Source organism: Rhodovibrio sodomensis, assembly GCF_016583645.1.
Taxonomy (GTDB): Bacteria; Pseudomonadota; Alphaproteobacteria; order Kiloniellales; family Rhodovibrionaceae; genus Rhodovibrio; species Rhodovibrio sodomensis.
The window spans coordinates 21,578-47,998 of record NZ_NRRL01000099.1 but is presented as its reverse complement, the minus strand read 5'-3'; the positions used below and the strand labels follow the sequence as shown (position 1 = coordinate 47,998).

The 26,421-nt window shown below is 67.1% G+C and carries 24 protein-coding genes, 4 pseudogenes and 1 other annotated feature; of the genes and pseudogenes, 17 read left to right on the top strand and 11 right to left on the bottom strand.

Going from position 1 to position 26,421, the window contains the following annotated elements:
* The first annotated feature begins 21 nt into the window (after positions 1 to 21).
* From CKO28_RS21665 to CKO28_RS21625, 9 genes are all read left to right on the top strand, one after another.
* Positions 22 to 306, top strand: a complete 285-nt coding sequence (locus tag CKO28_RS21665) for an Lrp/AsnC family transcriptional regulator (protein ID WP_200342904.1) — start codon at positions 22 to 24, stop codon at positions 304 to 306.
* A 198-nt stretch (positions 307 to 504) separates the two neighbouring features.
* Positions 505 to 1,158, top strand: a complete 654-nt coding sequence (locus CKO28_RS21660; protein ID WP_200342903.1) for a hypothetical protein — start codon at positions 505 to 507, stop codon at positions 1,156 to 1,158.
* A 209-nt stretch (positions 1,159 to 1,367) separates the two neighbouring features.
* The gene (locus tag CKO28_RS21655) at positions 1,368 to 1,856 is read left to right on the top strand and encodes a hypothetical protein (protein ID WP_200342902.1); all 489 of its coding nucleotides are present in this window, start codon (positions 1,368 to 1,370) and stop codon (positions 1,854 to 1,856) included.
* 502 nt (positions 1,857 to 2,358) lie between these two features.
* The gene (locus CKO28_RS21650) at positions 2,359 to 2,586 is read left to right on the top strand and encodes a helix-turn-helix domain-containing protein (protein ID WP_200342901.1); all 228 of its coding nucleotides are present in this window, start codon (positions 2,359 to 2,361) and stop codon (positions 2,584 to 2,586) included.
* A gap of 280 nt (positions 2,587 to 2,866) precedes the next feature.
* The gene (locus CKO28_RS21645; protein WP_200342900.1) at positions 2,867 to 5,143 is read left to right on the top strand and encodes a tyrosine-type recombinase/integrase; all 2,277 of its coding nucleotides are present in this window, start codon (positions 2,867 to 2,869) and stop codon (positions 5,141 to 5,143) included.
* Positions 5,143 to 6,207 carry a site-specific integrase gene (locus CKO28_RS21640; protein WP_200342899.1) on the top strand — a complete coding sequence of 355 codons (1,065 nt, stop codon included), beginning with the start codon at positions 5,143 to 5,145 and terminating at the stop codon, positions 6,205 to 6,207. Before CKO28_RS21645 ends, CKO28_RS21640 begins: the two co-directional genes overlap by 1 nt.
* A gap of 235 nt (positions 6,208 to 6,442) precedes the next feature.
* The gene (locus CKO28_RS29195; RefSeq protein ID WP_200342898.1) at positions 6,443 to 6,844 is read left to right on the top strand and encodes a hypothetical protein; all 402 of its coding nucleotides are present in this window, start codon (positions 6,443 to 6,445) and stop codon (positions 6,842 to 6,844) included.
* Between the two features lie 13 nt (positions 6,845 to 6,857).
* Positions 6,858 to 7,373 carry a recombinase zinc beta ribbon domain-containing protein gene (locus CKO28_RS28940; protein ID WP_200342897.1) on the top strand — a complete coding sequence of 172 codons (516 nt, stop codon included), beginning with the start codon at positions 6,858 to 6,860 and terminating at the stop codon, positions 7,371 to 7,373.
* 59 nt (positions 7,374 to 7,432) lie between these two features.
* A complete protein-coding gene (locus tag CKO28_RS21625; protein WP_242480715.1) occupies positions 7,433 to 9,124 on the top strand; it encodes an IS1634 family transposase in 1,692 nt (563 codons plus the stop codon).
* A 178-nt stretch (positions 9,125 to 9,302) separates the two neighbouring features.
* Here the strand turns inward: CKO28_RS21625 and CKO28_RS21620 are convergent, their stop codons facing one another.
* The 3 genes from CKO28_RS21620 to CKO28_RS28935 form a co-directional block, all read right to left on the bottom strand.
* Positions 9,303 to 9,455, bottom strand: coding sequence for a hypothetical protein (locus tag CKO28_RS21620; RefSeq protein ID WP_200342896.1), 153 nt, complete (start codon positions 9,453 to 9,455; stop codon positions 9,303 to 9,305).
* A 330-nt stretch (positions 9,456 to 9,785) separates the two neighbouring features.
* Entirely contained in the window at positions 9,786 to 10,337 is a 552-nt protein-coding gene (locus CKO28_RS21615; RefSeq protein ID WP_200342895.1) for a transposase, read from the bottom strand.
* Between the two features lie 59 nt (positions 10,338 to 10,396).
* On the bottom strand, positions 10,397 to 10,522 hold the full coding sequence (locus CKO28_RS28935) for a hypothetical protein (protein WP_274611033.1): 126 nt from the start codon (positions 10,520 to 10,522) through the stop codon (positions 10,397 to 10,399).
* 403 nt (positions 10,523 to 10,925) lie between these two features.
* Between CKO28_RS28935 and CKO28_RS21610 the strand changes: the two are divergent.
* The 5 genes and pseudogenes from CKO28_RS21610 to CKO28_RS21590 all read left to right on the top strand — a co-directional run bounded on the left by CKO28_RS21610 (position 10,926) and on the right by CKO28_RS21590 (position 16,212).
* A pseudogene (locus tag CKO28_RS21610) lies at positions 10,926 to 12,124 on the top strand (Tm-1-like ATP-binding domain-containing protein).
* 55 nt (positions 12,125 to 12,179) lie between these two features.
* Entirely contained in the window at positions 12,180 to 13,010 is an 831-nt protein-coding gene (locus CKO28_RS21605; protein ID WP_200342894.1) for a phosphoenolpyruvate hydrolase family protein, read from the top strand.
* 61 nt (positions 13,011 to 13,071) lie between these two features.
* Positions 13,072 to 13,509, top strand: a complete 438-nt coding sequence (locus CKO28_RS21600; protein ID WP_200342893.1) for an SRPBCC family protein — start codon at positions 13,072 to 13,074, stop codon at positions 13,507 to 13,509.
* 37 nt (positions 13,510 to 13,546) lie between these two features.
* Positions 13,547 to 14,653 (top strand): NAD(P)-dependent alcohol dehydrogenase, encoded by a 1,107-nt coding sequence (locus tag CKO28_RS21595; protein WP_200342892.1) that lies wholly within the window; start codon positions 13,547 to 13,549, stop codon positions 14,651 to 14,653.
* Between the two features lie 578 nt (positions 14,654 to 15,231).
* Positions 15,232 to 16,212 carry an IS110 family RNA-guided transposase gene (locus CKO28_RS21590; protein ID WP_200342891.1) on the top strand — a complete coding sequence of 327 codons (981 nt, stop codon included), beginning with the start codon at positions 15,232 to 15,234 and terminating at the stop codon, positions 16,210 to 16,212.
* Positions 16,213 to 16,386: 174 nt separating this feature from the next.
* Here the strand turns inward: CKO28_RS21590 and CKO28_RS21585 are convergent, their stop codons facing one another.
* From CKO28_RS21585 to CKO28_RS21555, 7 genes and pseudogenes are all read right to left on the bottom strand, one after another.
* Positions 16,387 to 17,904: an IS66 family transposase gene (locus CKO28_RS21585; protein ID WP_200342890.1), complete on the bottom strand. Its 1,518-nt coding sequence runs from the start codon at positions 17,902 to 17,904 to the stop codon at positions 16,387 to 16,389.
* A gap of 468 nt (positions 17,905 to 18,372) precedes the next feature.
* Positions 18,373 to 19,032: an MlaC/ttg2D family ABC transporter substrate-binding protein gene (locus CKO28_RS21580; protein WP_200342889.1), complete on the bottom strand. Its 660-nt coding sequence runs from the start codon at positions 19,030 to 19,032 to the stop codon at positions 18,373 to 18,375.
* A 189-nt stretch (positions 19,033 to 19,221) separates the two neighbouring features.
* Positions 19,222 to 20,195, bottom strand: a pseudogene (locus CKO28_RS21575) (IS3 family transposase); the annotation flags it as partial.
* Positions 20,053 to 20,169: a sequence feature (AL1L pseudoknot), on the bottom strand. (Overlaps the previous pseudogene by 117 nt.)
* 254 nt (positions 20,196 to 20,449) lie before the next feature.
* A pseudogene (locus CKO28_RS21570) lies at positions 20,450 to 21,561 on the bottom strand (IS3 family transposase); the annotation flags it as partial.
* An 80-nt stretch (positions 21,562 to 21,641) separates the two neighbouring features.
* Positions 21,642 to 21,827: pseudogene (locus tag CKO28_RS21565) on the bottom strand (transposase); the annotation flags it as partial.
* 165 nt (positions 21,828 to 21,992) lie between these two features.
* A complete protein-coding gene (locus tag CKO28_RS21560; protein WP_274611032.1) occupies positions 21,993 to 22,559 on the bottom strand; it encodes a twin-arginine translocation signal domain-containing protein in 567 nt (188 codons plus the stop codon).
* A gap of 231 nt (positions 22,560 to 22,790) precedes the next feature.
* On the bottom strand, positions 22,791 to 23,090 hold the full coding sequence (locus CKO28_RS21555; RefSeq protein WP_200342887.1) for a ribbon-helix-helix domain-containing protein: 300 nt from the start codon (positions 23,088 to 23,090) through the stop codon (positions 22,791 to 22,793).
* 244 nt (positions 23,091 to 23,334) lie between these two features.
* Here CKO28_RS21555 and CKO28_RS21550 point away from each other — a divergent pair, with 244 nt between their 5' ends.
* Together CKO28_RS21550 and CKO28_RS21545 are read left to right on the top strand one after the other, a co-directional pair.
* The gene (locus CKO28_RS21550) at positions 23,335 to 23,877 is read left to right on the top strand and encodes a hypothetical protein (RefSeq protein ID WP_200342886.1); all 543 of its coding nucleotides are present in this window, start codon (positions 23,335 to 23,337) and stop codon (positions 23,875 to 23,877) included.
* A 50-nt stretch (positions 23,878 to 23,927) separates the two neighbouring features.
* Positions 23,928 to 24,377: a hypothetical protein gene (locus CKO28_RS21545; protein ID WP_200342885.1), complete on the top strand. Its 450-nt coding sequence runs from the start codon at positions 23,928 to 23,930 to the stop codon at positions 24,375 to 24,377.
* Here the strand turns inward: CKO28_RS21545 and CKO28_RS28600 are convergent.
* Positions 24,283 to 24,669, bottom strand: a complete 387-nt coding sequence (locus CKO28_RS28600) for an IS66 family transposase (protein WP_338050211.1) — start codon at positions 24,667 to 24,669, stop codon at positions 24,283 to 24,285. The genes CKO28_RS21545 and CKO28_RS28600 overlap by 95 nt on opposite strands.
* A 280-nt stretch (positions 24,670 to 24,949) precedes the next feature.
* Between CKO28_RS28600 and CKO28_RS21535 the strand changes: the two genes are divergently transcribed.
* Entirely contained in the window at positions 24,950 to 26,347 is a 1,398-nt protein-coding gene (locus CKO28_RS21535) for an IS1380 family transposase (protein WP_200342884.1), read from the top strand.
* Positions 26,348 to 26,421: the final 74 nt, after the last annotated feature.

Below are 26,421 nucleotides of genomic sequence, written 5' to 3'. Positions count from 1 at the left end.
GCGGAGAGCCGGCACCTCGACGTGCTGATCCACGCCGACGAACGCCGCAGGCGCGAGCGCAAGCGCAAGGCCGAAGAGCGCCGCGCGCGCGGCTGTCGGACGCACGGCGAGCGGGCCGCTGAGCGTGAGGTCGAGGCTGACCAGGTGGCGCTCAGGATCGACGCCCTGCGTGCGCAAGGGCGCAGCTGGTCCGAGATCGCGGCCGCCCTCGGCATCTCGGCGGGCGCCGCCCGGCAACGCCTGCGACGCCTGAAAAACCGCCGTGCCGACCGCGAGACCGCGGCGGCAGTGGGCGAGGCAGCCTGACAGCGGATCGTCCGTCTCTCGAGGGGTCGAGGGGATCGTGGCCGTCTGCATTGGGCTGCAGAGCATCGCGCGCGGAAACGAGCAGAAAAGGAGGGTGAAGGCCGACGGGGCGATTCCGACGCCGGCGGGCGCCGCCTCGTGCTGGGCGGAGGCGGCGCCGCCGGCTCCGGATCGTCCCCACAAAAAGGAACATCAGAGATGAACATGGAATCCCAGACGCAGTCCCAGTCCGATGTTGTCCCGGCCCTCACCGCCTGCCTGCCGACGTCCGCAGGCCGGGCCCGGCTGATCCACGACGCCACCCTCACCCGTCCGCTCCGGGTGCGCCACAACTCCGGGACCAAGCTGCCCGCGGAGGTGTACCGGGCTCTTACCCAGTCTCTTGGCGCCGCGGCGGGTTTCCTGGATCCGCTCGAGCTCAACTACCTGCGCGCGGATCTCGCACCGCAGACGCGGTCCGCCGCCAGCCTGGACGGCCAGCGCATCGGCGCTCTGCCGCGGCTGCTCTACGCGCACGCCGCGGCGTCAGAGCATCTCCAGGACATCGAACTGACCCTCCGGTTGTCGCTCGAGGCCGTCCCATCGACGTCGACGCCGACGAGCCTGGACACGCGCTCAAGTGTGCGGGCCGAAGACGCGGCGCTCGCCGACCCAACCGTCGGTAAGGCCGTGAAGACGTATGCCGACTTCGTGGCACGCACCTGGGCCCGCTGCGTCGCGACGGCGTTCGGCCCGTGGGTGTTGGCGAGTGGCGTGCGCGAGCTGCGTCTCGTCGGCGGCTTCGTGCCGGACAGGCGGCATCAGAACGCTGTCCTCGCCGGCGCGGACATCGGCCGGATGGCGCGGCCGTAGCTCACACACGCGCCCAACGCACCGCATGAAGGCCGCCAGGGCGCGCCAGATCGGTGCCGGCTGCACCCCGGGGCCGCCGGCACTGCCGCAATCGCCCTGCTCCGCCCGCGAAACCCCGACGATACCATATCGTCGAAGCCCGGGGCCTACACCGCCGGGCGCTCAACCCATCCGCGCCCGAGAGGCGCAACAGTCTGGAGAGTTCTGCTATGACCACCACGACCCCGATGACCTGGACCCCCGAAGCCATCGCCCAGGCGCAAGGCCTGCACATGCTGTTCCTGGGCGGGCCCTTGCTCGAAGCTGACGAGCGCGCCGAACTCATGGCGGCCCCGCTCGAGGTCCGCCGGGCTGCCCGTACGATCGCCGCTTGCGTGATGCCGGTGGCAGCGCTGCCCACCGACCCTGAGCTCGGGCCGATGCTGCCGCTGCACGAAGCCCTTCGGGTCCTCGCTTCCGACAAGGCCTGGCTCGAGATGTCTGCCGACGAAGCCGACGAGGTGGCGGCAGACCAGCTGATCGCGCTGCGGCGACACTACGACGTCGACCACTTGAGCCCGGCCGACGTGATCGCAGCGACCCACCTGGTCGGCCAACAGATCGACGCCGCCCGGGACCGGTGTGCCGCGCTGGACGCCGAGCGCGATGGCGACACCGCCCTGGCCAGGGGGCTCGAACGCGCGCTTTCCGCGGTCTGAGATCGATCGCGGCACGGCCGGAGAAAAAAGTTCGGCGGTTTACATTGTGGTAAGCTGGCCCGGCCATATCTCTGTTTCAGAGACGTTCGGTACCCGTCCTGCGGACACCGACGGCTCCGTTGGCCGCCGCACAGGCGGACGCCGCCAGCCGGCTCGCGACGCAGGGGCGCCGGCTCCTGCGTCGGCCTTCTCCCCCGTTAAATCGGGGTCCCGGCACGCCCCCGCCTGGTCGGGGGTCTACCGAGACTGACCTCAGCGCGCCCACACGGCAGGGTCAGATTTTAGACGATCTCCCCCGCTCGCTCAGGGGCCCGACGTCGAGCTGGCGACCGGATCGGCCCCGTCCAAAAGGACGGGGCCGATTTCGTTCTGGCTGCCGTGCGCGTTCCGGGCCGCGCGCCGTCGTGGGCGAAAAGCGACCGGGCTCGCGATTTTTTCGAACAGCACCGTCGCGCCACTACCAGCTCCCCTTTCGGAAATGTCCGAACGAAAGGAGCACGACATGCCCAAGCGCAAAACACCCGGCCCGACCCCCAAAGAGCCCGCGCCGCAGCAGGAGCTCATAACTGTCGCCGAGGTGGCAGCACTCCTGCGTTGCGATCCGCGCTCGGTGCTCAACCGGATTCACGACGGCGACCTGGACGCCGTGAAGGACCGGCGGCGATGGCTCATCCTGGTCGCATCGTACTATCGCTACAAGTCCAACCTGCGCAATCGGCGGCCGAAATGAGCGCTTCCGCCGTTTCCGTATTTTCCGCTGTTTTCGGCCAAAACCAAAGCAGAATTAAAGACGCGCCCTCGTCTTTCGGATCTTTAGACGAGCGCGCGTTTTCAAGATTTTCGGCCGTTTCCGCATTTTCCGTCAACCGCGCCAGCTCCCGTCAATACAGCGTCAATGACCAACCCGCAAGCGGGCCTGGGCGCAGCCGCCGGCGTCGATCGCCGGGTGCGACGCCGCCGGCTGCGCCCGGCCCTTCTGAGTACCCAACCATACGTCTGGAGACCAATCGATGATCAGCATCGCCCATCTGATCGCCGCCGCCCACGTCCACCGCAGCGCCATTGGCGGCGACTACGGCTTCACGATCGCCCGCAAGGCGCTTTTCCGCATTACCGAGCAGGCCGGCGCCCTGCCCACCCAGGTGTCCGCTGAGGGAGCCCTCGCGGCCCATGCCGCGCTGCGCGACAGTCTCGACCTCAAGCCCAAGACCTTCCGGGAGGAACACAACGCGCTCCGGCGCCTCGTCGACCTCCCCAACACATGGGCGCTGACGACCGATACGGCGCTGCGGATTTTCCAGGGTGAAGCGACGCTCGCCGACGCCCTGGTCGCAATCGATGTGCAGCGGAATGCTGAAAGGTGGAAGGCGTGCCGTTCCGCCCTGGTCCGCTTTATCGCCAAGGTAAGCCCGCAGACCACCGGCGCAGATGTGCGCGCAAACCGCAAAAATGTGGAAGCCAAGCTGGACGCCTTGTCTCATCAGGACTTCGGCGTCGCACGGGCCAGCTTCCGGACCCTCAAGAGCCAGATCCGCGCGGCCTGCGTACTCGGCGATCTCCAAAAGCGCCAGTGCGTCCGCGCGTCAATGCTCACCGGCCGGTGGGCTGAGGCAGTCGGCGCCGCCACGGCACTCAAGGGCAAGCAGTCCATGATGCCGCAATCAACCAAGAACGCCGTCGGCGGCGCGCTGAGCAAAGTGTGGCCATTGCTTGATTACGCGTGGCGGGCCGGGATCGATGCCGACGCGGTCAACGACACGACCATCGCCGCCATGCAGGTCGACCTAGAGGCGCGGCAGGTCGCGAACCCGCTCGAGAGCGCCCGGAATGCGGTCTACGGCTGGGAACGGCTGCAGACGCTTGTACCGACATGGCCGCGCACCGAACTCGCCCGCGTGTATCAGAATGCCACGACCGCGTCGCCGCACGCGATCCCGTACGATCAGCTACCAGCTGAACTACGGGCTGCCTGGGAGGCTTACGACGCGCGCGCGTTCGCGCCGGCCGAAACCGATGGCCTGGCTCAGGCCAAGACCCAGCTCACGGCGATGGCCAACCAGGAAGCGGGATCGTCCAAACGCTTCAGCCGCCGGTTTCCCCCTCCCCAGCCCGCGATAACGGACGACGCCGGAGGCCGTTCCCGTAAAAGCGGTCGCGCGAACTTCCGTACAATCTTCCTCTATGCAGCCAACGCCGCGATCCGAGAGTTCGAGATGGATCCCACACAGCTCAATGAGATTTTCGTGCCCGACGTGCTGGACTGCGTCCTCGGTGAACGGTTTCACCGGCAAGAGCAGCGGGCCACCGCACGCGGAGCTACGCCACCGGACGAGAAGAACGCTACACTCAAGGCGACTGTCACAGCCTTCAAGGCGATCGCTCAGGATATCGGTCAGTCCCCCTCAACGATCGATGAGATCGACACGTTCTACGACCTGGTACATCCGGATTTCATCGGCTGGGGCGAGAAGAACGAGAAATCGGTCCGTCGGTACAAGCGCCGCTGCATGGGGCCGTCGCATAAGGCGATGCTCACCCAGTTCGACGGCGACAACGGCGAACGCAAGCTGCTCGCCTGGTTCGAGCTTCCGGAAACGCTCTACGAGCGCGTCCGCCGGAAGCTTCAGGCCATCGGAGGTAACCCCCGCAAGCTGAGCCAGAGAGACTTCTGCGCCGCCATCACCGCAGCAGTCGCGGCGATCACCCGCTCCTGCCCGCTGCGCCGTGAGAACATCGGCGAGCTACGCATCGCCTACGCCGAGGAGAAGCGTCTGGGCGCCAACCTCGCGATCCCCAACCAGCCCGGCAAGCGCGGGCGTATCCGCCTGTGGGGCGGCGAGGTCAAGCACGGCACGGACGACGTGGCCGTGTTCCTCACGCCCTACGCCACCGAGATCGTGCGCTTCTACCTGCAGGCAATTCGGCCCGCCCTCGCCGAGCGCCTGGGCGCCGATCCACAGAACCCGTGGCTTTTCCCGGCCTACGGCATGAAGCACCGCGCGCTCGAGACGATCACCCATCACTTCGGCAAGCGCTGCTGGGACGCCGGGATCAAAATGGACCTGCACGCAAACCGGCATCTGACCGCGAAGATCGTGTTGGACCGGGACGTCACGGCCATGCCGCTTATCCAGCAGATCCTCGGACACAAGAACCTGTCCACGACCGAGGCGTACTACGCCGACATCAAACAGGCCATGGCGGACATAGAGTTCCAGCAGCGTCTGGACGCCGCCGAAGCGGACCTCCGAGCCGACCTGTTGGCACGTGTCAGAAAGGTACCGTAATGTCTGTTAATACCGCGCATACGCACGCCCACGTCCTGCAGGACTGCGCCACTTGGCCAGCCCACGCGCGGACCCGCTGGCTGGCGCTCTTCGATCCGGACGATCCAAAGAGGTTGCGGCGCTGGGCATCGATGAAGCGATCACCCTGGGTTCGCCAAACCCAGTATCAGAAAGCCGCCGTCTATACGCGCTACCTCGTGACGGTGCGGGGGCGCGGGCTGGCCGACACCGTCTCGCCAAATGGTGTGCTCGCGTTCATCGAGGACCACGAGTCCATGGTGCGGCTGGACACACTAGCCGGGTATCTCAAGGAGCTGAAGGCAATCGCCGAGCTCCTCGACCCTGGGCAGGACGATGCCTACGCCTGGCTCGGCAATATCCGACGCGCAATCGCCGCGGATGCCGAGCGGCAGCCCAAGGTCAAGACCGCAAACCTGATGCGCTTCACGGCCGAGGATCTCCATCGGGTCGGCGTGGAGCTGATCCACGAAGCCCTGGACGCCGGTCCACAAGGCTGGCCGCAGATCCAGGCTTTCCGCAACGGTCTGTGTATCTTGCTGGGTGTCATGTGCCCGGAGCGCCCGCGGGCCTGGACGAACCTGACGCTCGACAACGTCAAGCTCGACACACAGCAGGTCCACTTCCCCAGCAAAGACGTGAAGACGAAGAACGCGAACGAGCGTCCGTTGCCGGCTCTGGAAGCTCTGCTCTGCGAGCTGTGGCTGACGCGCTATCGCGCGCACTACGCACCCGCGCACGACCGTTTCTGGATCGCCCGGGGCGGTCAGCCGCCGGTGCAGGCGACCCTCTACGCCGCGATCACCAGGGTCACCCGGGAGAGGCTCGGGGTCGCCGTGTCCCCGCAGCGCTTCCGGGACGCGGCGGCGACTTTCATCACGAGCGAGATGCCGGAACGCGAGAAGCTCGCCACCCACGTGCTGCGGCACGCCAGCCCCGAGATGACGCGCAAGTACACGACGACGGCCAACCAGCTGACGGCCTCACTACAGCTCGCCGAGATCCTGGACGCCGCTCACATGGATCTGCGCGGGGCAAATCGCTAATCCGTCTGGCCGATACGAAAGAGGTTGACCGATGATCCGGCAACCACATGGATCGAAGGATCTGTAGAGCACGCCCTAGAGCCGCCCGTTACACCGCCGGGGCCGCGGCGACTGGGCGCAGTCTGAAAACGGCGTGGGTAGACAAGAGCGGTCGGGCAGCCGGCCGCTCTCGCTTTATCCGGATACGAGCCGGCGCGGTCGGCTGCGCGACCCAATTCTACCGGGAGAGGTCGCAGTGAATATCCCCCTGCCGCATGACGTATCGAGCCATCGACATGTAGAAGAACGGCGTGCCGGGTTCCGCACGGTGAACGGCGTGCTGACCTACCTGGTCGCTCACGACATCCAGCTACCGGTGCGCGCACGCTGGGGGGCGCGCAAAGGCGACCTGGAGTGGCACCGCCCCAACCGTCCATCGCTTTACAACCTGTTCGTCAATCCGATCTATGCCGGGGTTTACGCCTATGGCGTCCGTCAGGTGGATCGCCGGCGACAACGGCCGGGCCGGCCGGGCACAGGCCGCGGAAGCCCGAGGCCCGAAAACGCCGAAGTGTTTCTCCTGGATCGCATGCCGGCTTACATCACCCTGGAGCACTACCAGCGCAAACGGGGCGCAGATCGCGGCGAACCGTGCTGACCGGACGGGCCCGGTGCGGGCCGGCCAGGCGCTTTTGTCGGGTCTCCTGGTGTGCGGACGGTGCGGCCTGCGGATGAACGCGCATTACAACAACAACGGCGGTGCGCTGCGCTACAGCTGCGACCGCATGGCCAGCGATTACGGCGAGGCGGTCTGTCAGTCTCTGATGGGGGCACCGGTGGACGCGCTGGTCGCGGAACTGGTGCTTCAGGCGCTACAGCCGGCGGCCCTGGAGGCCAGTCTCGCGGTCGCGAGCAACCTGGAAGTCGAGCGAGCGGAGCTGGACCGGCATTGGCGTCAGCGGCTCGAGCGCGCCCGTTACGCCAGCGAACGCGCACGGCGTCAGTACGATGCGGTTGATCCCGACAACCGTCTCGTCGCGGGGACGCTGGAACGGGTCTGGGAAGAAGCGTTGGCGGACGAAGCCAAGCCTGACTTCGCGGTCACTGGACACGCAGAGCCGGGTTCATGCGGTTTAAGTCGTTGTTCTGCCTGCATCTTAGGTTCGGGCGCGCCGCCAGCGGACTAGATACACGCTATCTACCTTCGAGGTTGACTGGAGGTGATTCGGCGCCTCAGGGTCTAGGTATGTATCTGCGGACGACCCAGCGCCGCCGGAAAGACGGCTCGACCATCCGCTACCTGGCCCTCGCCGAAAACGTCTGGAATGCCGCCAGGGGGCGCTCGGAGGTCCAGGTGGTCTACAACTTCGGCCGCGCCGACGCGCAGAGCGAGGCGCAGCTGCGCCGGTTGGTTCACAGCATCAACCGGGTTCTCGGCGAGGACACGGCCACTGGCGGCGACAGCGTGGAGATCCCGGATATCGCCATCGACGAAAGCCGCGATCTGGGCGTGGTCCACGTCGCCCGCACCTTCTGGGAGGAGCTGGGCATCGGCCCGGCGGTCCGGGAGGTGCTGGAGGCCAAGGGGCTGGGCGCGCAGCACCACACCGCGCTGTTCGCCATGGCGGCCAACCGCCTGGAGGAGCCGCGCTCCAAGCGCGGCTGCACGACGCGCTGGCTGAGCGACCGGGCGTGGCTTCCGGAGGCGGAGACGCTCGACGTCGATCGGCTCTACCGGGCGCTTGATGTCCTGGCGACGTCCGCGGAGCAGATCGAGCGACGGATCTTCCTTCAGACCGCGAACCTGTTCAGCCTCGATGCCGATCTGATCTTCTATGACACGACGACCGCCTACTGCGAGACCGATGTGGCTGACGAGGTGGAGACGGAGTGGAATGGGGAGACATACCCCGCGCTGCGCCGCCGCGGTCACAGCAAGGAGGGCCGGGACAACCAGCCCCAGGTAATCGTCGCCCTGGCGGTTACCCGCGAGGGCATGCCGATCCGGTCCTGGGTGCTGCCGGGCGACACCGCCGATGTCTCCACGGTCAAGCAGATCAAAGAGGATCTGCGCGCCTGGCATCTCGGCCGCTGCATCTTTGTCGGCGATGCCGGCATGTACTCCAAGGCCAACCTCAAGACCCTCAGCGAGGGCCTCGGCCGCTACATCGTCGCCGTGCCCATGGCGCGCGTGAAGGAGGTCCAGCAGGACGTCCTTTCCCGGCCCGGCCGCTACCGGACGGTCGCCAGCAACCTGAAGGCCAAGGACGTCTGGGTGGGCGACGGCGAGCGGCGCAAGCGCTACGTCCTGTGCTTGAACCCCGAGGAGGCGGAGCGCCAGCGCAAGCACCGCGAGGAGGTGTTGGCGGAGCTGCAGAGTGAGCTGGCGCGCATCGACCGCGGTGAGGCCGACCATCCGAAAGCCGCCTGCCGGCTGCTCAGTTCCGGGCGCTACGGCCGGTATCTGAGCACCGACAGCCGGGGCCGGCCGCGCATCGACCAGAAGAAGGTGAAGGCCGCTCAGGCGTACGACGGCAAGTTCGTCGTGGTCACCAACGACGACAGTCTGAGCGTCGAGGACATCGCCCTCGGCTACAAAGGCGCGTCGATCATCGAGTCGTGCTTCCGCAAGATGAAGCAGACGGGGCTGGAGGTTCGGCCCATGTACCACGTGGCCGCGCGCCGGATCACGGCCCACGTGAAGCTCTGCGTGCTGGCGCTGCAAATCCAGCGCGCAGCGGAGCTGCGCTGCGGACAGCCGTGGACGGCGATCGCCCACGTGCTCGGGCGGCTGAAAGTGGTGAGCTACCGAAGCCAAAAGCGCTCGATTGTGCAGCGGACCGAGGTCAGCGGCGAGCTGGCCCAAACCCTTCGGCAACTGCGGGTTCAAGCCCCTTCCAAGGTGCTCAGCGTGACGGCGGTCTCGGACGCTGCCTAGAGACACGCCACGAACCTGTTCTGTGTAACCCCCTGATTGAGGCGGCAAATTCCGGCCGTCTTTCTAGCCACCGCGAACTCGGGTCGAGCTCGCTGAGGCGTACGCGCAGTTCCAGCGTGACAGGCCGAGCGTTCCGGACGCTGCGGAACTCGCCCAACTCCGGGAGCTGGCCACCGATCTACCAGGGCTCTGGGCGGCGGAGACCACCACCCAGGCGGATGGCCAGACCATCGTGCGCATGCTGCTGGAGCGGGTTCTGGTCGAGGTGGTCGACGATAGCGAACAGGTTCGTGTTCAATGCCACTGGCACGGCGGTCATCGAACCGCTCACACCCTGATCCGGCCTGTGGCCAAGTTGAGCGCTCTCACCACCTACAACCAGTTGCTGGAGCGAGCCGCCGATCTCCGCCGCGCGGGCGGGAGTTATACCGAGATCGCCGAGACCCTCAACGCGGAGGGCTGGCGCCCGGCCAAGCGTCGGACGACCTTCAAAAAGCAGATGGTCTACCGCCTGTTATCCAAGGCCGGTGTCGTCAAACCTCGCTACCGCCGCGCACCTGTGGATCTGCAGCGTGAAGCCGACGAATGGACCGTGCGCGAACTGGCCGCCGAGATCGGGATGCCCGAACCGACGTTATACGGCTGGGTCCAGCAAGGGCGTCTACGCAGCCGGCGCATACCGCTCGGCCGCGGTTATGCCAACCTGGTCCATGCCGATGCGGCCACGATCGCCAACCTGAAGGCGATCCGTGCCACGCCCGCTCCCTGGCATCGCCGACCGCCGGTGGTCGGAGACGCCCCCTGCCAACCCTTTGAGTCTTGAGAGTCGCCATGTCTGGTCGATATCCGTGGTCCAGCGTCGAGAGTACAGATTCTTGATCTCGGCGGCCTTCGCGTCGGCATTGCTGGTGACCAGGCACCAGGGCTCCTTCATGCCCTTGGCGTGAACGCACACCACGTCGGGCACCAGCTTCCCCGCCTTGGTTATGCGGGCGTTCGATAGCTTACGGGCGCGCCCGTTTTTGCCCACCCACTGGGCGCTTTTGCGCGTCTCGCCGTTGGCGGCCTCGACCGTGATGTTGCCCCGGATGCGGATGAGATAGTCGAAGCCCAGCTCCTCCAGGAAGCCCATGAGCTTGCGGTCGCCGAAACCGCGATCGGCCAGGATGGTGACCGCCACGTCGGCCGGCAGCACCTCCCAAAGCCGGCGCAAGACGGCGTCCTCGTAATCGCTCTGGGCGTTTTCGAGCTCGTCCTTCCCGGTCAGCCAGATCAGCGGTGTGGAGCGGCCTGGCTGGTGACCAAGCTCGCTACGAGGGTAGACTGGTCGTCGGCATCGAACTCGGTCCAGTCGATCACCACAGCGATGTCCTGGGCGTTGCCCACCGCAGGGGTCAACCCGGACCACCGGCCATACCCGTCGCGAACCACGTTCGCCATCACCAGTGCGCACGGCCCGGTTTCCTGAATTCGCGAGGCGATCGTACTGGTGGCGGCGTTCCTCACCAATCTACGCTTAAAAACTTCGCAATCTAAGGCCGTTGAATGCTGGTGTCGAAGTCTTGTCCGCGCGCTGGTCGCCCCGTCGACAGCTCCAGGCGCAGACCGTCAGCTTACCACCGGCCGGCCTGAGCAAAGGAACTCAAAGTTGAAGACACCCTCCTCTCGCAAAATATCAGAGTATGCCAACCACCGCATTTCGGTTGATCATTCTCACCGTGGCCCGGTAGCCTCCTCCCCGACAAGTAACACCCGCGGGACGACCGCGGCGCCAAAACAATAGACGGGGAGGCTAAGCTGCATGGCAACCGCCTATGTGGTCGGGACCCTGGACACGAAAGGGCCCGAGATCCGCTATCTGCGCGACCGCCTCGCGGCCGCGGGCGTCGCCACCACGCTGGTCGATCTGGGTATCAAAAGTGACGCCCCAGACGCCGACGTCACTCCGCGCGACGTCGCCCAACACCATCCCGACGGCGCGGGGGCCGTACTCGGCCAGGGCGACCGCGGGGCGGCCGTCACCGCGATGACGGAGGCCTTCGAGCGGTTCGTACGCACCCGCAACGACATCGCCGGCATGGTGAGTGCCGGTGGCTCCGGCGGGACGGCGCTGGTTGCGCCCGCCATGCGGGCGCTCGACGTGGGCGTACCCAAGGTGCTCGTCTCCACCGTCGCCTCGGGCAACGTCGCGCCCTATGTGGGCCCGAGCGACATCTGCATGATGTATTCGGTGACCGACGTGCAAGGACTGAACCGGATCTCCCGCACCGTCCTCGCCAACGCCGCGCACGGGCTAGCGGGCATGGTCGCCAATCCTGTGCCTCAGGCCGTGGAGAGCAAGCCCGCCGTCGGCATCACCATGTTCGGCGTGACCACGACCTGCGTGCAGCAAGTGATCGAGCGACTGGAGGGCGACTACGACTGCCTGGTCTTTCACGCGACCGGCACGGGCGGGCAGTCGATGGAGAAGCTCGTGGAGTCCGGGCTCGTCACCTACGTCATCGACATCACGACGACCGAGGTGTGCGACGAACTGATAGGGGGAGTGTTCTCCGCTGGGCCCGACCGCTTCGGCGCGATCGCGCACACAAGCGTGCCCTACGTCGGCTCCTGCGGCGCGCTCGACATGGTGAATTTCGGCGCGAAGGATACGGTCCCGAACACTACAGGGACCGCAACCTCTACGTCCACAACCCGCAGGTGACTCTGATGCGCACGACGCCGGAGGAGAACCGGCGGATGGGAGAATGGATCGGCCAGAAGCTGAACGCCTGCCCGGGCCCGGTGCGCTTCCTGCTGCCGGAGGGCGGGGTGTCGGCGATCGATGCGCCCGGCCAGCCGTTCCACGACCCCGAGGCCGACGCCGCGCTGTTCGAGGCGCTCGAGGCCACGGTCGAACAGACCGATCGGCGCCAGCTGAAGCGCGTGCCGCACAACGTCAACGACCCTGAGTTCACTCAGGCGCTGATCCAGGCGTTCGGCGAGGTCACCGGCCGCTGACCCGCCGGCCCTGTCCGCGAGCCTGCTGACGCCACCCCTGAGGGAGTTGTGCCCGATGGCAACCCACGACCGTGCCCAATTGATGGCGAAGTTCCAGGAGATGGGCCGCAACCGCGAGCCGATCGTGGGCGGCGGGGCCGGCACCGGCCTCTCCGCCAAGTGCGAGGAGGCGGGCGGCATCGACCTGATCGTGATCTACAACTCCGGGCGCTACCGCATGGCGGGCCGCGGCTCGCTTGCCGGGCTGCTGGCCTACGGCAACGCCAACGACATCGTGGTCGAGATGGCGCGGGAGGTGCTGCCGGTGGTCAAGTACACGCCCATTCTGGCGGGCGTGAACGGCACCGACCCGTTCATGATGACCGACCGTTTCCTCCGCGAACTCAAGGACCTGGGCTTCGCCGGGGTGCAGAACTTCCCCACCGTCGGCCTGATCGACGGGACCTTCCGCGCCAATCTTGAGGAGACGGGCATGGGCTTCGACCGGGAGGTCGAGATGATCGCGCGCGCCCACGCCCACGACCTGCTGACCACGCCCTACGTCTTCTCCCGGGAGGACGCGGAGAAGATGGCGCGGGCCGGGGCGGACATCATCGTCCCGCACATGGGCCTGACCACCGGCGGATCGATCGGGGCGGAGACGGCAAAGTCGCTCGACGACTGCGTGGCGCTGATCGACGACTGGGCGGACGCCGCCCTGTCGGTGCGCGACGACGTCCTGGTGCTGTGCCACGGCGGCCCGATCGCGATGCCAGATGACGCCGCCCACGTGCTGCGCCACGCCCGGACCTGCCACGGCTTCTACGGCGCCTCCTCGATGGAACGGCTGCCGACCGAGAGGGCGCTGACCGAGCAGACCCGAACCTTCAAGGCTCTGAGCTTTTAACGGCCCAAGCCGCAACCAGCCGGCATCGCACCGACATCCAGCCGACGGAAGGAAGCCCGCCATGCCCCATGTCTTCGTCTCCAGTGTGATCCCCGCCGAGGCCGACGCGGTCTGGTCGGTGATCCGCGACTTCAACGCCCTGCCCGACTGGCACCCCGGCATCGCCGAAAGCCGGATCGAGGACAACCGGCCGTCAGACGCGGTGGGCTGCGTGCGCAACTTCCAGCTGACCGACGGCGGGACGATCCGCGAACAGTTGCTCAGCCTAGACGACCCCCACCGCACGGTCGTCTACAGCATTCTGGAGTCGCCGCTGCCGATCTCGGACTACATCGCCACGCTGCGCCTGCTGCCGATCACCGACGGCGGGCAGTGCTACGCCGAATGGTCCGCCACCTTCGCCTGCGCCGAAGAAGACCGGGAGGCCATGGTCGACACCGTCGGCAACGGCGTCTTCCAGGGCGGCTTCGACGCCCTGAAGCAGCGCGTCGCCGGCTGAACCGCAGCTCAGTGTCCGTCTGAAGGAGGCCAACGCGATGCCCACGATCACTGCCGCCGTCACGCCTGGGAAGGGCCAGGCGTTCCACCTGGAGACGCTGGAACTGGAGGACCCGCGGTCGGACGAGGTACTGGTGCGCGTGGTCGCAACCGGCCTATGCCACACCGACCTGGTCTGCCGCGACCAGGAGTACCCTGTGCCGCTCCCAGCCGTCCTCGGTCACGAGGGAGCCGGCATCGTCGAGGCCGTCGGCGGCGCAGTGAACAAGGTCAAGCCAGGCGATCCGGTCGTCCTCAGCTACAAAAGCTGCGGCCATTGTGCCTCCTGCAAAGAGGGGGCGCCCACCTACTGCCACGACCTGTTCGCCCACAACTTCGCAGCCCAGCGGCCTGACGGCAGCACGACCCTCAAGCGCAGCGACGGCAGCGCGGTGCAGAGCTGCTTTTTCGGCCAGTCGTCCTTCGCCACCCACGCGCTCGCCTACGCGGCCAACGTGGTGCCTGTGCGCGGCGACGCGCCGCTGGAGCACCTAGGCCCGCTCGGCTGCGGCCTGCAGACGGGGGCGGGCGCGGTCATGAACACCCTCAACCCGCGCGCCGGAACTTCGATCGCAGTGTTCGGCGCCGGCTCGGTGGGCCTGGCCGCGGTGATGGCCGCCCGGGCGGTCGGCTGCACGCCGATTATTACGGTCGAGCCCATCCAGGCCCGGCGCGACATGGCCGAGCAGCTGGGGGCCACCCACACGGTCGACCCCACGCAGGACGACGCGCTTGATGCGGTGCGCGAGATCACCGGCGGCGGCGCGCACTATACCCTCGAGACCTCCGCCCGGCCCGAGGTGTTCCGGCACGCGGTCGACGCGCTCACCCTGCGCGGTGTCTGCGGGCTGATTGGAGCGGCACCGCTCGGCACCGAAGCCACCTTCGATATGAACTCGATCCTGTTCGGACGAACCGTGCGCGGCGTGATCGAGGGGGATAGCGTCCCGGACCTATTCATCCCGCGGCTGGTCGAGCTCTACTTCCAGGGCCGCTTCCCGATCGACAAGCTGCTCAGCTTCTACGACCTGGACGCGATCCAGCAGGCGGCCGAGGACAGTGAGGCCGGGGGCGCCATCAAGCCGGTCATACGCATGCCGCACTGACGGGCGCACAGGGCTTGAGGGGCGCGGCGATTGTCGGCCGGGCGCTTGGCTACTGAGTTAGGAGAGCCATGCCGCCCCAAGCCGTTTGCTGTAAGTGTCGAATCTGATGTCCCGAAAAGCGAAAGCGCGCCATGTAGATTGATCGGCCTTTGATGTAACTTAGGCAAAACCCCGGGCAGCCGTTATCCAGCAGCCGTTATCCAGCGCTGCGGTCGGCTGCACGCTATGGGTGCGGAACGAGCGGGTGCTGTGTGATCTGAGGGCCGGCTAGGTTGGGGCCCGGGCCCGGATGAGATCGGCGAGTGGCGGGATCGCTTCGGCGTCCGGCAGGCCGAGGCGGCTTTTATGTTGCCGGCCAGCCGCGGTAGGCCGGAAACCGCGGCAGGGGGAGAGGTGAGCCAGGTAGACGGCTAGGGTCCGAACACCGAACCCGATCGGGAGATATGGCCCCTCTCCCCCAACGCGCGGCTTCAAAGCTGGACGGTATGATAGGCCCCGCAACAAGGCGGTGAGCCCGTATAAAAGACCGGCTTTGCCGCGTGTAAGATCAGACTCGATCAACATCCGGGAGGCGATCAATGGACGAAGCGACGCTGGGTGTCGATACCGGCAAGACCAAGCTGCAGCTGCATCTGATCCGCGGCGACGGACGCAAGCGCAAAAAGGGCGTCGACAACACCGCCGACGGTCATGCCCATCTCAAGGACTGGCTGGCCAAGCACGCAGACGCCCCTGTGCGCGTCGTTCTCGAGGCGACCGGCCGTTACTGGATGGACCTCGCCATGACCCTCCACGAGGCCGGCTACATCGTCAGCGTCGTCAATCCAGCACGGGTCAAGCACTTCCAGCGGGTCCAGCTCGGTCGCGGCAAGTCCGACCGCATCGACGCGCATGCCGTCGCCCAGTTCGGCCGGCTGCTGCGCCCGACGGCCTGGACGCCGCCGCCCGCCGCCGTCCTGCGGCTGCGCGACCTGGTGCGCATCCGCGAGCAGCTCGTCGAGGACCTGACCGCCCATCGCAACCAGTTGCAGGCCGGCCGGCTGTGTGATGCGGCCCGGCGGGTCACCGAGCAGACGATCGCTGATCTCGAGCAGCGTCTCGCCGGGGTCGAGCGGGCCATCCGTGACGAGATCCCCGCGGACCCGGAACTGGCTCGCCGTCACGCCCTGCTCGTCTCCATCCCCGGCATCGCCACCGAGACCGCCGCCGGGATCCTCGTCGAGCTGCCGGACGTCAGCCTGTTCCAGCACGCCAAGCAGGTCGCCGCCTATGCCGGCGTGAGCCCGGCGCCGAACCAATCCGGCGACAGCCTCGACAAGCCCGCCCGGATCTGCCGCATCGGCAACGCCAACCTGCGGCGCATGCTCTACATGCCGGCGCTGGCCGCCCGGCGGCAAAACTCCTGCGTCCGCGCCCTCGACGACCGCCTCGCAGCGAAGGGGCGTCTGGCCGGCAAGCAGCGCGTCGCCGCCGCCATGCGCAAGCTGCTCGTGCTTTGCTACGGCGTCCTCAAGACCGGCCAGCCGTTCGACCCGAACTGGGCCGCAACGCCCGCATGATGGTCCGCGCACCGACGCCGGGGTCGGTCGTCACCGTGACGGCTTTTGCCGCGCGCTCCCCGAGCGGGGCCGAACAGGCCGGCCGCCCGCGCGCCCACATAGCGCGCAAGGGCGGCCGGCCGTCGGTGAGGCCCCGACTTGGGGAGCGCGCCGCCAACGACCCTTTGACAAGAATCACGGTATCCCGAGGTACTGCCAGTACGAGATCCCGAGCTTATCGCAGGTCTTCATCAGACCGAGGTGTGCGTCCCGACAGTCCCGGCCGTGGTCGCTGCGGGTGCCGCCGGAGATCTTCCGGCGGGTGACGTGGCTGCGGATGTCGTTCTCCGAGCCGTTGGTGTGCAGCGGCACCTCGGGCCGGTCCAGGACCGTCAGCAGCTCTTCCTTGCGCCGGTACAGGCGTTGCAACAGCCGGTCGAGCGGCGCGAAGTCGGTCTTGCGGCGAAAGATCCGATCGAAACGCTGGCGCAGTTGCTTGCGGCGCTCGGCCGAGGGCGCTTTCGCGTAGCCCTTCAACGCGTCATAGAACTCCCAGATCAGCCTGCGGAGCTTCTTCACCGCGGCGCGCTCGCGCGCCGTGAACGCGTCCAGCCCCTTGATCAGACGCTCTGCGTGGATCCAGCACAGCGCGTGGTCGCCGACCCGGAACTGACCGGCATCATCGGACAGCACCACGGTCTCTTCGAGGAGCCTGTGGTGCGTGATCGCGCCGTAGAGCGCCGCCTCCGTCGCGAGGCGGGCGTGGCGCTCCTGCCGGTCCAGGCCGAGTGCGCTCAGGTGCGCCAACCAGCTGGCCTTATCAGGAAAGTGGGTGGGACCGTCGGCCAGGCGCTCGATCGCCTGTTGGGCAAGGTTGTGCTCGGCCATATAGGCCAGCGCCTCGACGTTGATAACGTAGTCGGTGTGGCCCGCCCGGAGGATCTCCAGGAAGTCCAGCCGGCTCTTCGCGTCCGTCGTGGCGAAGCCGGTGAACCGGCTGTCGCCGATCTGGGTGCAGTAGCCGTTCTGGCCGCGATGGCGGGCCCCCGTGCCGTCGACACTGACCCACGCCGCGCTGGCGACGCCGGCATGCAGAACCTCTCGGGACTCCGGCACGAACACATCCCCCGGGTCCGCCAACAGCCGCTGCACCTGGCGCTGATCGATCAGCAAGCCGAGGTCGCTCAGCTGCCGGGTAAGCCGCGGGACCGTCATCTGACCGCGATGATAGAGCGACAACACCAACCGCCGCAGCTCGCCGCCGTAATGCCCGCGTGTGTCCGCCGGCAAGTCGGCGGTGAGCGTCGTCCCGTCCGGCAGTTCCCAGCGCTCCCTACAATACCGGATGTTGCGCGGGCGCACCTCCAGATCCTGGACGACGTAGTCCTCGTATCCCTTGAAGCGCGCATTGTCGGGAATGCCGTCCGGCCTGAGGTGACGGTCTTCGTCAATCGTCAGCCGGCTGCGCTTGCTGCCGCGCCTGCGTGACTTGCCCTGGCCCTTGCCCGACGGCTTGCCGCCGCTGCCGGCGTTCTCCGCCATCCGGCTCGGCTTCACGTCTGGCCGCGGCGGCTTGCCCTTCAGACGGGCGTTCTCATCGCGAAGCGCCGCATTCTCACGCTTGAGCTCGGCGACCTCCTGGCGCAGCAACTGAACCAGCTCTTTGAGGTCCTCATACGACGCATCGTCCATATCTGGGGGATCATCGGCCATACCCCCACATCACCAGCCGTGACTCCGAGATTCAACCCCTGATGAGTCTTGCCGCCCCGCTATGCCCGGGGTTTTGCCTAACCTACCCTTTGATCACGTCTACACGGTTTGGCTTGTGTCGGCATCCAAGTGCTCCGCTAGCTGGTTCAGGGCGCTGTCGATTTTGTTCTGCGTGGGGTCGCGACGCTGATCGGCGCCACAACGTCCTGAAAGTCCGCCCCTCTCAGAGATAGACCCCATCGCCGATCGACATCTGCCCCTGCCCAGCATTGGGCGGTCACGCACGCGCACCGGGCTTGAAGACAACGTCCGTCTGGACCGCAACACCGTGGCCCCTCGAACGCCGCCCTCGCCGTCTGGGAGATCGATCTCTGTTAGCGCCACGGCCGGCCAGTCGCGACACCGGCGCAGGCGCGGCGTATGCTTGGCCTCGCTGCCCCGCAGACCCCGGACGGCGCGGCTGCCAGATCACCGATCGCCGTTCGCAGCAGCGCTGGATCCATGCGCGAAGGCGCCGTCGGCGAGCTTGGCGCTGAGCTCGTCGTTGAGGGCGTCGACTTTTCCGCCGGCCTGCTGCAGGGCGGCCCCGTATTCCGAGCGTAGGGTGATCGCCATGCTGATGTTTTCGGTTTTGACGTCGACGATGGCCAACCCGCCATCGCCGGCTCGCACATGCCAGACGATGTTGACCTTTTGGTCTTCGGGCGCATCGGGACGCGTGACAAGTGTTTCGATCATATAGCGGTCTTTACGGCTGGTGTGTGCACGCACGCGTGTCACGGTAAAGTCGTCTTGCATGAAGCCTTCGAAGAACGGCAGGAAGCGCTGGGCTAGGGTCCGGACGAAAACGTCCTGGAACCGCCGCTGCTCATCTGTGCTCGCCACACGCCAATAGCGCCCGAGGATAAAGCGGCTGATGTCCTCGACGGCGAAATATGATCGGAAAAGCCGCAAAAAGGCTTGTCGGCGTTCGGTGCGTGGGACGTCGGTGTCGGCGAGTTCATCGATGGCTTTCTGGCCGAGCTCGGCGACAAACGCCTTGGCTTGCGTGGCCTGGTCGGGCGCCGCAACGGCCTGTGGCGCGGGCGCCGCGGCCACCAGAAGGATGGCGGCGAACGCGAGTGCCAACTGGCGCCGGCCCCTCGGTTCCCCAGCAGTGTTAGGTCGCATGACATGCTCTCCCGGTTACGCTGAATGACCCGCCAGCACGTGCGTGGTTCATTGACTTTTATCGCGCTCAGTATCCGCCTGCGGCCCGACACCAGATAGGTCCCCTGAGGTGTCCCGGGTTTCTCGGAGGCTGCGGTGGTTGGACGATCAGGCCGCCATGGCGGCCTGATCGTCCAGCTCGAAAAATTTCGCCTCCGCCTCTGCTGGCGGAATGTGACCGAGCGGTTCCAGCAGGCGCCGGTTGTTGAACCAGTCGATCCATTCGAGGGTGGTCAGCTCCAGCTCTCCCAAACTGCGCCAGGGACCGAGGCGGCGGATCACCTCCGTCTTGTACAGCCCGATCACCGTCTCCGCGAGGGCGTTGTCGTAGCTGTCGCCGACGCTGCCCACCGACGGCTGCAGCCCGGCGTCTGCAAGCCGGTCGGTGTACTTCAGCGACAGGTACTGGACGCCGCGATCGCTATGATGAATGAGGCCCTTGTCCTTGCCCGGCTGACGGGCGTGCAGGGCCTGCTCCAGGGCATCCAGCACGAAGCCGGTCTCGGCGCTGTGCGAGCCCCGCCAGCCGACGATCTTTCGCGCGAACGCGTCGATCACGAAGGCGACGTAGGCGAAGCCGTGCCAAGTGGCGACGTACGTGAAGTCGGAAACCCACAAAGCGTTGGGTCGGGCCGGTTGGAAGTCCCGGTTCACGTGATCGAGCGGGCACGGCTGGGCCTTGTCGCTCACCGTGGTCCGCTTGACCTTGCCGCGGACTGCGCCCTGCAGATCCATCTCCTGCATCAGGCGTTCGACCGTGCAGCGCGCGACCTCGAAGCCATCCCGGCGAAGCTGCTGCCAGACCTTGCGCACACCGTAGACCTGGAAGTTCTCGTCCCAGACCCGGCGAATCTCCGTGCGCAGTCGCGCATCGCGTTGGATACGCGCCGGCGCCGTCGACGGCGCCGCCTGGCGGGCCGCGTGGAGACGGTAGGTCGACGGGGCGATCGGCAGCTGCCGGCAGATCGGCTCGACCCCGTAGACCGTGCGGTGATCGTCGATGAACGCGATCATGACTTGTTGCGGCGGTCGAGCTCCGCCTGAGCAAAATAAGCCGAAGCTTTGCGCAGGATTGAGGTGGACCCGTTGTCTGCAACAGCGGTCGGGCTTCAGAGCGTTAGGCGGTGGGGCCCTCGGTGTGTGCCGGCGTCTCGCCAGGGGCGAGCGTAGCCGACGTGGGTGGCGGATTGTCCAGCCCTGGTGCGGCTTGCACCACCGGCTGATTGGCGTGCGGGCTTGTGGTCGCAGGCTGGGCGGGCCCCGGAGCATCTAGGACTCCGGGGCCCGCCCAGCCGGCCGGCGGAGCCGGGCGTCCACATGCCCGCACGTCTGAGCCGCCGGCGTAGATCGCCGCCGGCGTGCAGTTGCCCAGCGCCTGGTGCGGGCGTTCGTCGTTGTAGAACGCCATCCAGGCGCCGATGCCGGTCTCGGCGTCGCCCACGGTGTCGTAGGCGTGCAGGTAGACCTCCTCGTACTTCAGGCTGCGCCAGAGGCGCTCGACGAAAATGTTGTCCTGGCAGCGGCCACGGCCGTCCATCGAGATCCGGATGTCGTGGTCGCTCAGCAGGCCCGTGAACGCCTCGCTCGTGAACTGGGCGCCCTGGTCGGTGTTAAAGATTTCGGGCCGGCGCCCGGTCTCCAACGCTCGCTGCAGCGCCGCCACGCAGAAGCTGGCGTCCATCGTGTTCGACAGTTGCCACGCGAGCACCTTCCGGCTCGCCCAGTCCATGATCGCGACCAGGTACAGGAAGCCGCGGGCCATCGGGATATACGTGATGTCCGCGGCCCAAACCTGGTCGACCCGGTCGATCGTCATCCCGCGCAGCAGGTAAGGATAGACCTTGTGCTCGGGATGCGGCCGCGTCGTGCGCGGCTTCGGGTAGATCGGCTTCAGCCCCATCTCCCGCATCAGCCGCTGGATGCGCTTGCGGTTTACCGGATAACCGAGCTGACGCAGCCACGCCGTCATCCGGCGGCTGCCGTAGAACGGACAGGACAGGTACTGCCGGTCGATCAAGTCCATGAGCTCCAGATCGCGGGCGTGACGCGCCTTCCGGCGCCGATACACCGACGTCCGGCTGATGCCGAGCAGCCGGCACTGCCGGGCGACGGAGAGCTCAGGGTGCTCCCGATCCACCATCGCCCGGCGCTCGGCCGGCGTTACTTGGGCGAGCGTTTCTGCAGAAAATCCCGCTCGACCGTCAGCTGGCCGATCTGCCGGTACAGATCGTCGATCAGCGCCTGGTTCTCCCGCTCTTGCTTGCCGTCGCCCTTCTCGAAGGCGGCAGAGGCGCCTTCCTCCACGGCCCTCCGCCAGGCGTGGATCTGGTTCGGATGAACCTCGTACCGCGCCGCCAGCTCCTGGATCGTTGCCTCGCCCTTCAACGCGGCCAGGCCGACCTTGGACTTGAACTGCGGCGTCAGCTTGCGCGGGCTCTTCTTCGACATCGTCTCCTCCTTCAGGTCAGGAGGGCCCGCCCTACGCTAACGCTCGCCCCTGTTCCAAAACCAGGGTCCACTTCAGCTGTTCCCTCATCACGCTCCGCCTGCCGCAGCCAGTTGCGCAGCGTCTCAGGGTTGCAGCCGAACTTCTCGGCGATCGAGGTGAGCGCCGCCCATCGTGAGGCGTACTCGCCCTCATGCTCGCGCACCATCCGAACGGCGCGCTCGCGTAGTTCCCGCGGATACGGCTTCCGGTTCGTCGTCTTTCCCATGGGCTCCAGTCTCCCAGACGTTGGAGCCTCCGGAAAGCTCGGGGCGGTTCAGCCCTTCTGGCAGAGTTCGTTCGCAAGCGTGCCGCCGCCGGCGCCGGAGCCGATGATGACGACCGCGCCGTCGTCGTTCAGGTCGATACGTGCCATGTCTGTGTGCCCTCCGCGTTAGGCCTTGCCGTCCTTGGGTGGACTAGCTTCCGGCGGCGGGTTGGGCAGCCAGGACAGGTCGTCGAACCCGCGATTGATGTAGCCGCCGTAGCGGAACGACGGCCCCTCGTATCCGAAGTGGCGCCAGACGAGTTCATCGTTGTACAGCGCGACCACTTGGGTCGAGCGGACCTTTTCGAAGAAGGGCTCGTCCTGCAGGCTTTCCAGCACCTGAACCTGATAGCCGGGCGACAGGTCCATGAAGCGCACGTGCTTGGCCCTATCCAACTTGCGCACGCCTTCGGTCAGCCTCTGCGCCAAGTCGCGGTCGGCCTTGGCGGCGCGATCGAGCGCCTCGACCACCCGGCCGTAATACATGTCGTTCAGCGTACGGTGCGGGTACAGCTGACGCGCCATGACCAGCAAGGTATCGGCGGTGTGCTGGTCGAGCGTGCCCGACAATTCGAGCGCCCAGGACCTGTCGGGCGCCATGATGATCGGCAGGCCAAACGCCACCGCACCGGCAGCGGTAGTGCTGGACTGCAAGAACTGCCGTCGGTTGAGTCCTCCTGGTGAACGTCTCATCGCGAGCGCTTGACCTCCCTCATGCGCGTGACATCGGCCTTGCGCGGGCATTTTTAGCTGTCGTTGTCGACGCACACGAACGTGCGCCGGCCCGCGCGAGACCCGGACACGGTCGCCACCGCGCGCTGCGAGCGGCGCCGGCCCGGATATCCAAGTCTAGCCGCCCCCTTACGGGAAGGGTATTAGCCGGGTACTACATCGCCAGCTGCGGTGGCGGCCGGCGCTGTAGAATCACACGGATTCAAGAAGATCGCGGGCGTCCGGTACGCTCTGCGACTGGCGCAGGTAGATCACGCAGGCGTTTCGCAGCAACGACGTGAAGTTGCCGACCTCGCCGTGGATCTCCAGGGCCTCGTCGTACAGCTTCGACAGGAAGCGCGGCGTTGTCAGCCCCTGATAGCGCGCGATCTCATCCAGGATGTCCCAAAACTGCGCTTCCAGACGGATGCTGGTGACGTGACCGGATAAGCGCACGGAACGCGTCACGCAAGCATACGTGGCCGGATCCTGCCCCGCGAAAATATTGCACATGAGCCTTTAACCTCCCTTGGGACCGCGACCGGCATTCTGACGGCCGGTTCGGGTGGTACGGCAGCAAGCCCGTACGCGGGCTGAGCCGTTCAGTATCCAACAGCTCGCCGGGGGGTTCAAACGAAACCCGGCTGCACGCGCATGCCCCTTAGAACCCTTCCAAAACATCGGGTTTGACAGAGGCGTGCCGGCCGGGCAGCTTATTATTGCGAATGATTTGCAATTGCATAAGGCGAGGCCCGGCATGGCGGCGATGCATGCGGACGCTTTCCAGGGATGCGCGACACGGGATCTGGCCAGCGGCGCGCAGTTCACCGTCTGGTGTCTGCGCACGCGCCTGGTGTGCAAGCGCAAGGGCGACGACCCGCGCCCGCGGATCGACCACGGCTTTCAGGTCGCGGACGTGCCCGAGGCGGCGCGCGACTTCGACCAGATCTTCGACTGGCTGGACGGCGCCGCGGTCAGGCCGGTGGCGATCGGCTGCTTCTGCTGCAAGCAGGTCAGCCCGGACGAGGCCCAGGTGCTGGCCGCCCTCGCCGCCGCGCAGGCGGGCGACCGCGCGGGCTGCGAGCGCGGGCTGGGCAGCCTGTTGTCCGCCGTCGCCGCGCACGAGGCAACGCGCGCGGCGATGCGCCTGGCGCACGCGTTGAACGCGGTCGACCTACCGGTCGGTGTCGACCGGGAACGCGCCCCGCGGGCCGCCGTGCCCAAGGCGGCCAACGACCCCCCGGGCACGGCGCGCAGCTGGCCGGCCGCGACCGCCCCCGGCAGCGCGGCGGTTCATTGAGCGGCGGCCCCGGCGTGCCGTCGGCGGATCAGCGATCGGGAGACGCGGCGATGGCCGGTCTGAGCGTCAACGAGATCATCGAGCTGTCGGTGCTGTTGATCGCGCGCGAGGAACGCCCGCGCGCGGGCGACCTGCCCGGCCGGCTGGGCGACCTGAGCGGACAGTGGTTCACCCCCACGACCGAGGTCGTCGAGGGCCGGCTGCGCGCGCTCGACGAGGCCGGCTTGGTGACCCTGGAGCGCCGCGGCCTGCCGGCCGACTGGCGGGTCGCGATCACCGACTGGGGTGCCACGCACGCCCGCGAGCTCAGCGCCAAGGCCGCGCCCGGCCGCTGCGCGGCGGCGATGCTTTGGCACGGCCTGCGGCTGTCGCTGCACGGCCTGCGCCCGCCCGCCGACCGCGGCCTCAGCTTTCTCGACATGGCCGCCGCCGATGCCGGCCTCCCGGCGATGACCCCGCTCGCCCGGGAGCTGGCGAATACCCGGCTGGCGGCGGAGTAGCGGGCGCTTCGATACCCGTCGGGCTTGCTTCGACACGCCAGCCTGCGGCCGACCCCCCGAGCTTGTCGCAGGTCCTGAACACGCCCGGGAAGCCATCGCGACAGTCGCGTCCGCGATCACTGCGGGTGCTCCCGGAGATTTTCCGCCGGATCACGTGGCTGCGGATGTCGTTCTCCGAGGCGTTGGTGTGCAGCGGCACCTCGGGTCGTTCGAGGACCATCAGCAGGGCGTCCTGGTGGGCGAGCAGCCGTTGCAGGAGACGGTCGAGCGTGGCGACGCCGGCGCGCAGCACGTCCTGCGCTGCTTGCACAATCCCGCCCGTCCGCCCTTCGCCATGACCCAACAGAATCACGCCCCCATACCGGATGCACCCAAAGATGAGTCCCAACACCCCCAGATGCCCGGCGTTTTGCCCCTGTTACAAAATTCACGATGAAGGTCGACCAGACCTTCATCGATTTTGCTCTAGCCCCCATTTTGCACGGAGGCAGGGCGGGCCTCCCTTGAACCCGCGGATTCGTGCGGGTTATGGGCGCTGAGGCAATACACGAAATCAGCGTGGAGGCCCGCCCATGGCAGAGGGTAACCAAGAACAGCTGCGATTTCATCCCGTCGAGGGCTGCACGGTCCGGGCCGAGTTCAACGGCGGGGCCATGTCCTCGGACTTTGGCCCGATGCTGCTTCGGGGTGTCGACCGGCAGATCGGCCTGAGCGACCGTCTGGCCGCGGCGATCGCCGATTGGCGTCATTCTTCCTACACCGACCATGAGCTTGGGGATCTTCTCGCGTACCGGGCCTTCCTGCACGCCTGCGGCTACGCTGACGGCAACGACGCCGACGCGCTCAGCACCGATCCGGTGTTCCAACTCGCTCTGGACCGCTATCCGCTTGCCGAGAAGAGCCGCCTAGCGAGCGGGTCCACCTTCTGCCGCCTGGAGAACGGCGTCTCCAAAAAGGACATCTACCGCCTCGGCCAGGCGTTCGTGGACCAGTTCATCGCCAGCTACGCGCAAGAGCCCGAGGCGATCGTGCTGGACCTGGATCACACCGTCGATCCGACCCACGGCCAGCAGGCGTTCAGCTTCTACAACCATCATTACCGAACGCACTGCTTCTTGCCGCTGGCGATCTTCGAAGGTCAGACAGGACGCTTGGTCACGGCGGTGCTGCGCCCGGGCAAGACCCCGACCGGCGCGGAGAACGCCAGCATCCTGCGGCGCGTGCTCGACCGCCTGCGCGTGGCCTGGCCGGACACCCATATCCTGGTCCGGGGCGACGGCCACTTCGCCAACCCGGAAATCATGAGCCTGATCGCCGAACGGCCGAACACCGATTTCCTTCTCGGCCTGACCGGCAACAACCGGCTGTACGAGCAAGCCCGTCCCGACCTCGACGCAGCGGCCGAAGAGCACACGGCCCGCTGCGCGGAGGCCCGGCGGATGAGCCTCACACCGCCCCAGGCCACACGTCACTACTGTGAGCTGTCCTACGCCGCGGGCTCCTGGCCGATCACCCCGCGGGTGATCCTCAAGGCCGAGGTCATGGCTGCCGGCCGGAACCCCCGGTTCGTCGTCACCTCCCTGCAGCAGCCCGAGCCGGAGTACCTCTATGCCGCGCTCTACACCGCGCGCGGACAGGACGAAAACTTCATCAAACACTGGAAGAACGACCTGTTCGCCGAGCGCACCTCCGACCGCAGCTTCCTGGCCAACCACCTGCGGCTGTTCTACGCCTGCGCCGCGTACGTCCTGCACCATGCCCTGCGCACGCAGGTCCTGGCGCACACCGAACTCGCCCGCGCCGAGCCCGGCACCGTGATCGTCAAGCTGTTCAAGCGCGCCGTGCGGGTGGTACCCAAAAAGCGACGCGTGGATCTGCACCTGCCCACCAGCTGTCCAGTGAAGGGCTTGCTGCACCGGGCAAGCGAGATCCTCTACCGCATCAAGCCACCGCCGCCTCGGCCGGCCTGAGCCACCGGCGAGCGGCCCGACAACCAACCCTGCGCCACGCGCGGGCCAGCGCCGACGATGCCGCGCGTCCATCA

Coding starts and splice junctions, on each gene's coding strand:
- CKO28_RS21590 (WP_200342891.1), top strand. CDS start 15,232: ATGGACGAAGCGACGCTGGGTGTCGATACCGGCAAGACCAAGCTGCAG.
- CKO28_RS21625 (WP_242480715.1), top strand. CDS start 7,433: ATGTATCTGCGGACGACCCAGCGCCGCCGGAAAGACGGCTCGACCATC.
- CKO28_RS21600 (WP_200342893.1), top strand. CDS start 13,072: ATGCCCCATGTCTTCGTCTCCAGTGTGATCCCCGCCGAGGCCGACGCG.
- CKO28_RS21660 (WP_200342903.1), top strand. CDS start 505: ATGAACATGGAATCCCAGACGCAGTCCCAGTCCGATGTTGTCCCGGCC.
- CKO28_RS21545 (WP_200342885.1), top strand. CDS start 23,928: ATGGCCGGTCTGAGCGTCAACGAGATCATCGAGCTGTCGGTGCTGTTG.
- CKO28_RS21640 (WP_200342899.1), top strand. CDS start 5,143: ATGTCTGTTAATACCGCGCATACGCACGCCCACGTCCTGCAGGACTGC.
- CKO28_RS21655 (WP_200342902.1), top strand. CDS start 1,368: ATGACCACCACGACCCCGATGACCTGGACCCCCGAAGCCATCGCCCAG.
- CKO28_RS21605 (WP_200342894.1), top strand. CDS start 12,180: ATGGCAACCCACGACCGTGCCCAATTGATGGCGAAGTTCCAGGAGATG.
- CKO28_RS21555 (WP_200342887.1), bottom strand. CDS start 23,090: ATGTGCAATATTTTCGCGGGGCAGGATCCGGCCACGTATGCTTGCGTG.
- CKO28_RS21585 (WP_200342890.1), bottom strand. CDS start 17,904: ATGGCCGATGATCCCCCAGATATGGACGATGCGTCGTATGAGGACCTC.
- CKO28_RS21560 (WP_274611032.1), bottom strand. CDS start 22,559: ATGAGACGTTCACCAGGAGGACTCAACCGACGGCAGTTCTTGCAGTCC.
- CKO28_RS21535 (WP_200342884.1), top strand. CDS start 24,950: ATGGCAGAGGGTAACCAAGAACAGCTGCGATTTCATCCCGTCGAGGGC.
- CKO28_RS21650 (WP_200342901.1), top strand. CDS start 2,359: ATGCCCAAGCGCAAAACACCCGGCCCGACCCCCAAAGAGCCCGCGCCG.
- CKO28_RS21550 (WP_200342886.1), top strand. CDS start 23,335: ATGGCGGCGATGCATGCGGACGCTTTCCAGGGATGCGCGACACGGGAT.
- CKO28_RS21645 (WP_200342900.1), top strand. CDS start 2,867: ATGATCAGCATCGCCCATCTGATCGCCGCCGCCCACGTCCACCGCAGC.
- CKO28_RS21595 (WP_200342892.1), top strand. CDS start 13,547: ATGCCCACGATCACTGCCGCCGTCACGCCTGGGAAGGGCCAGGCGTTC.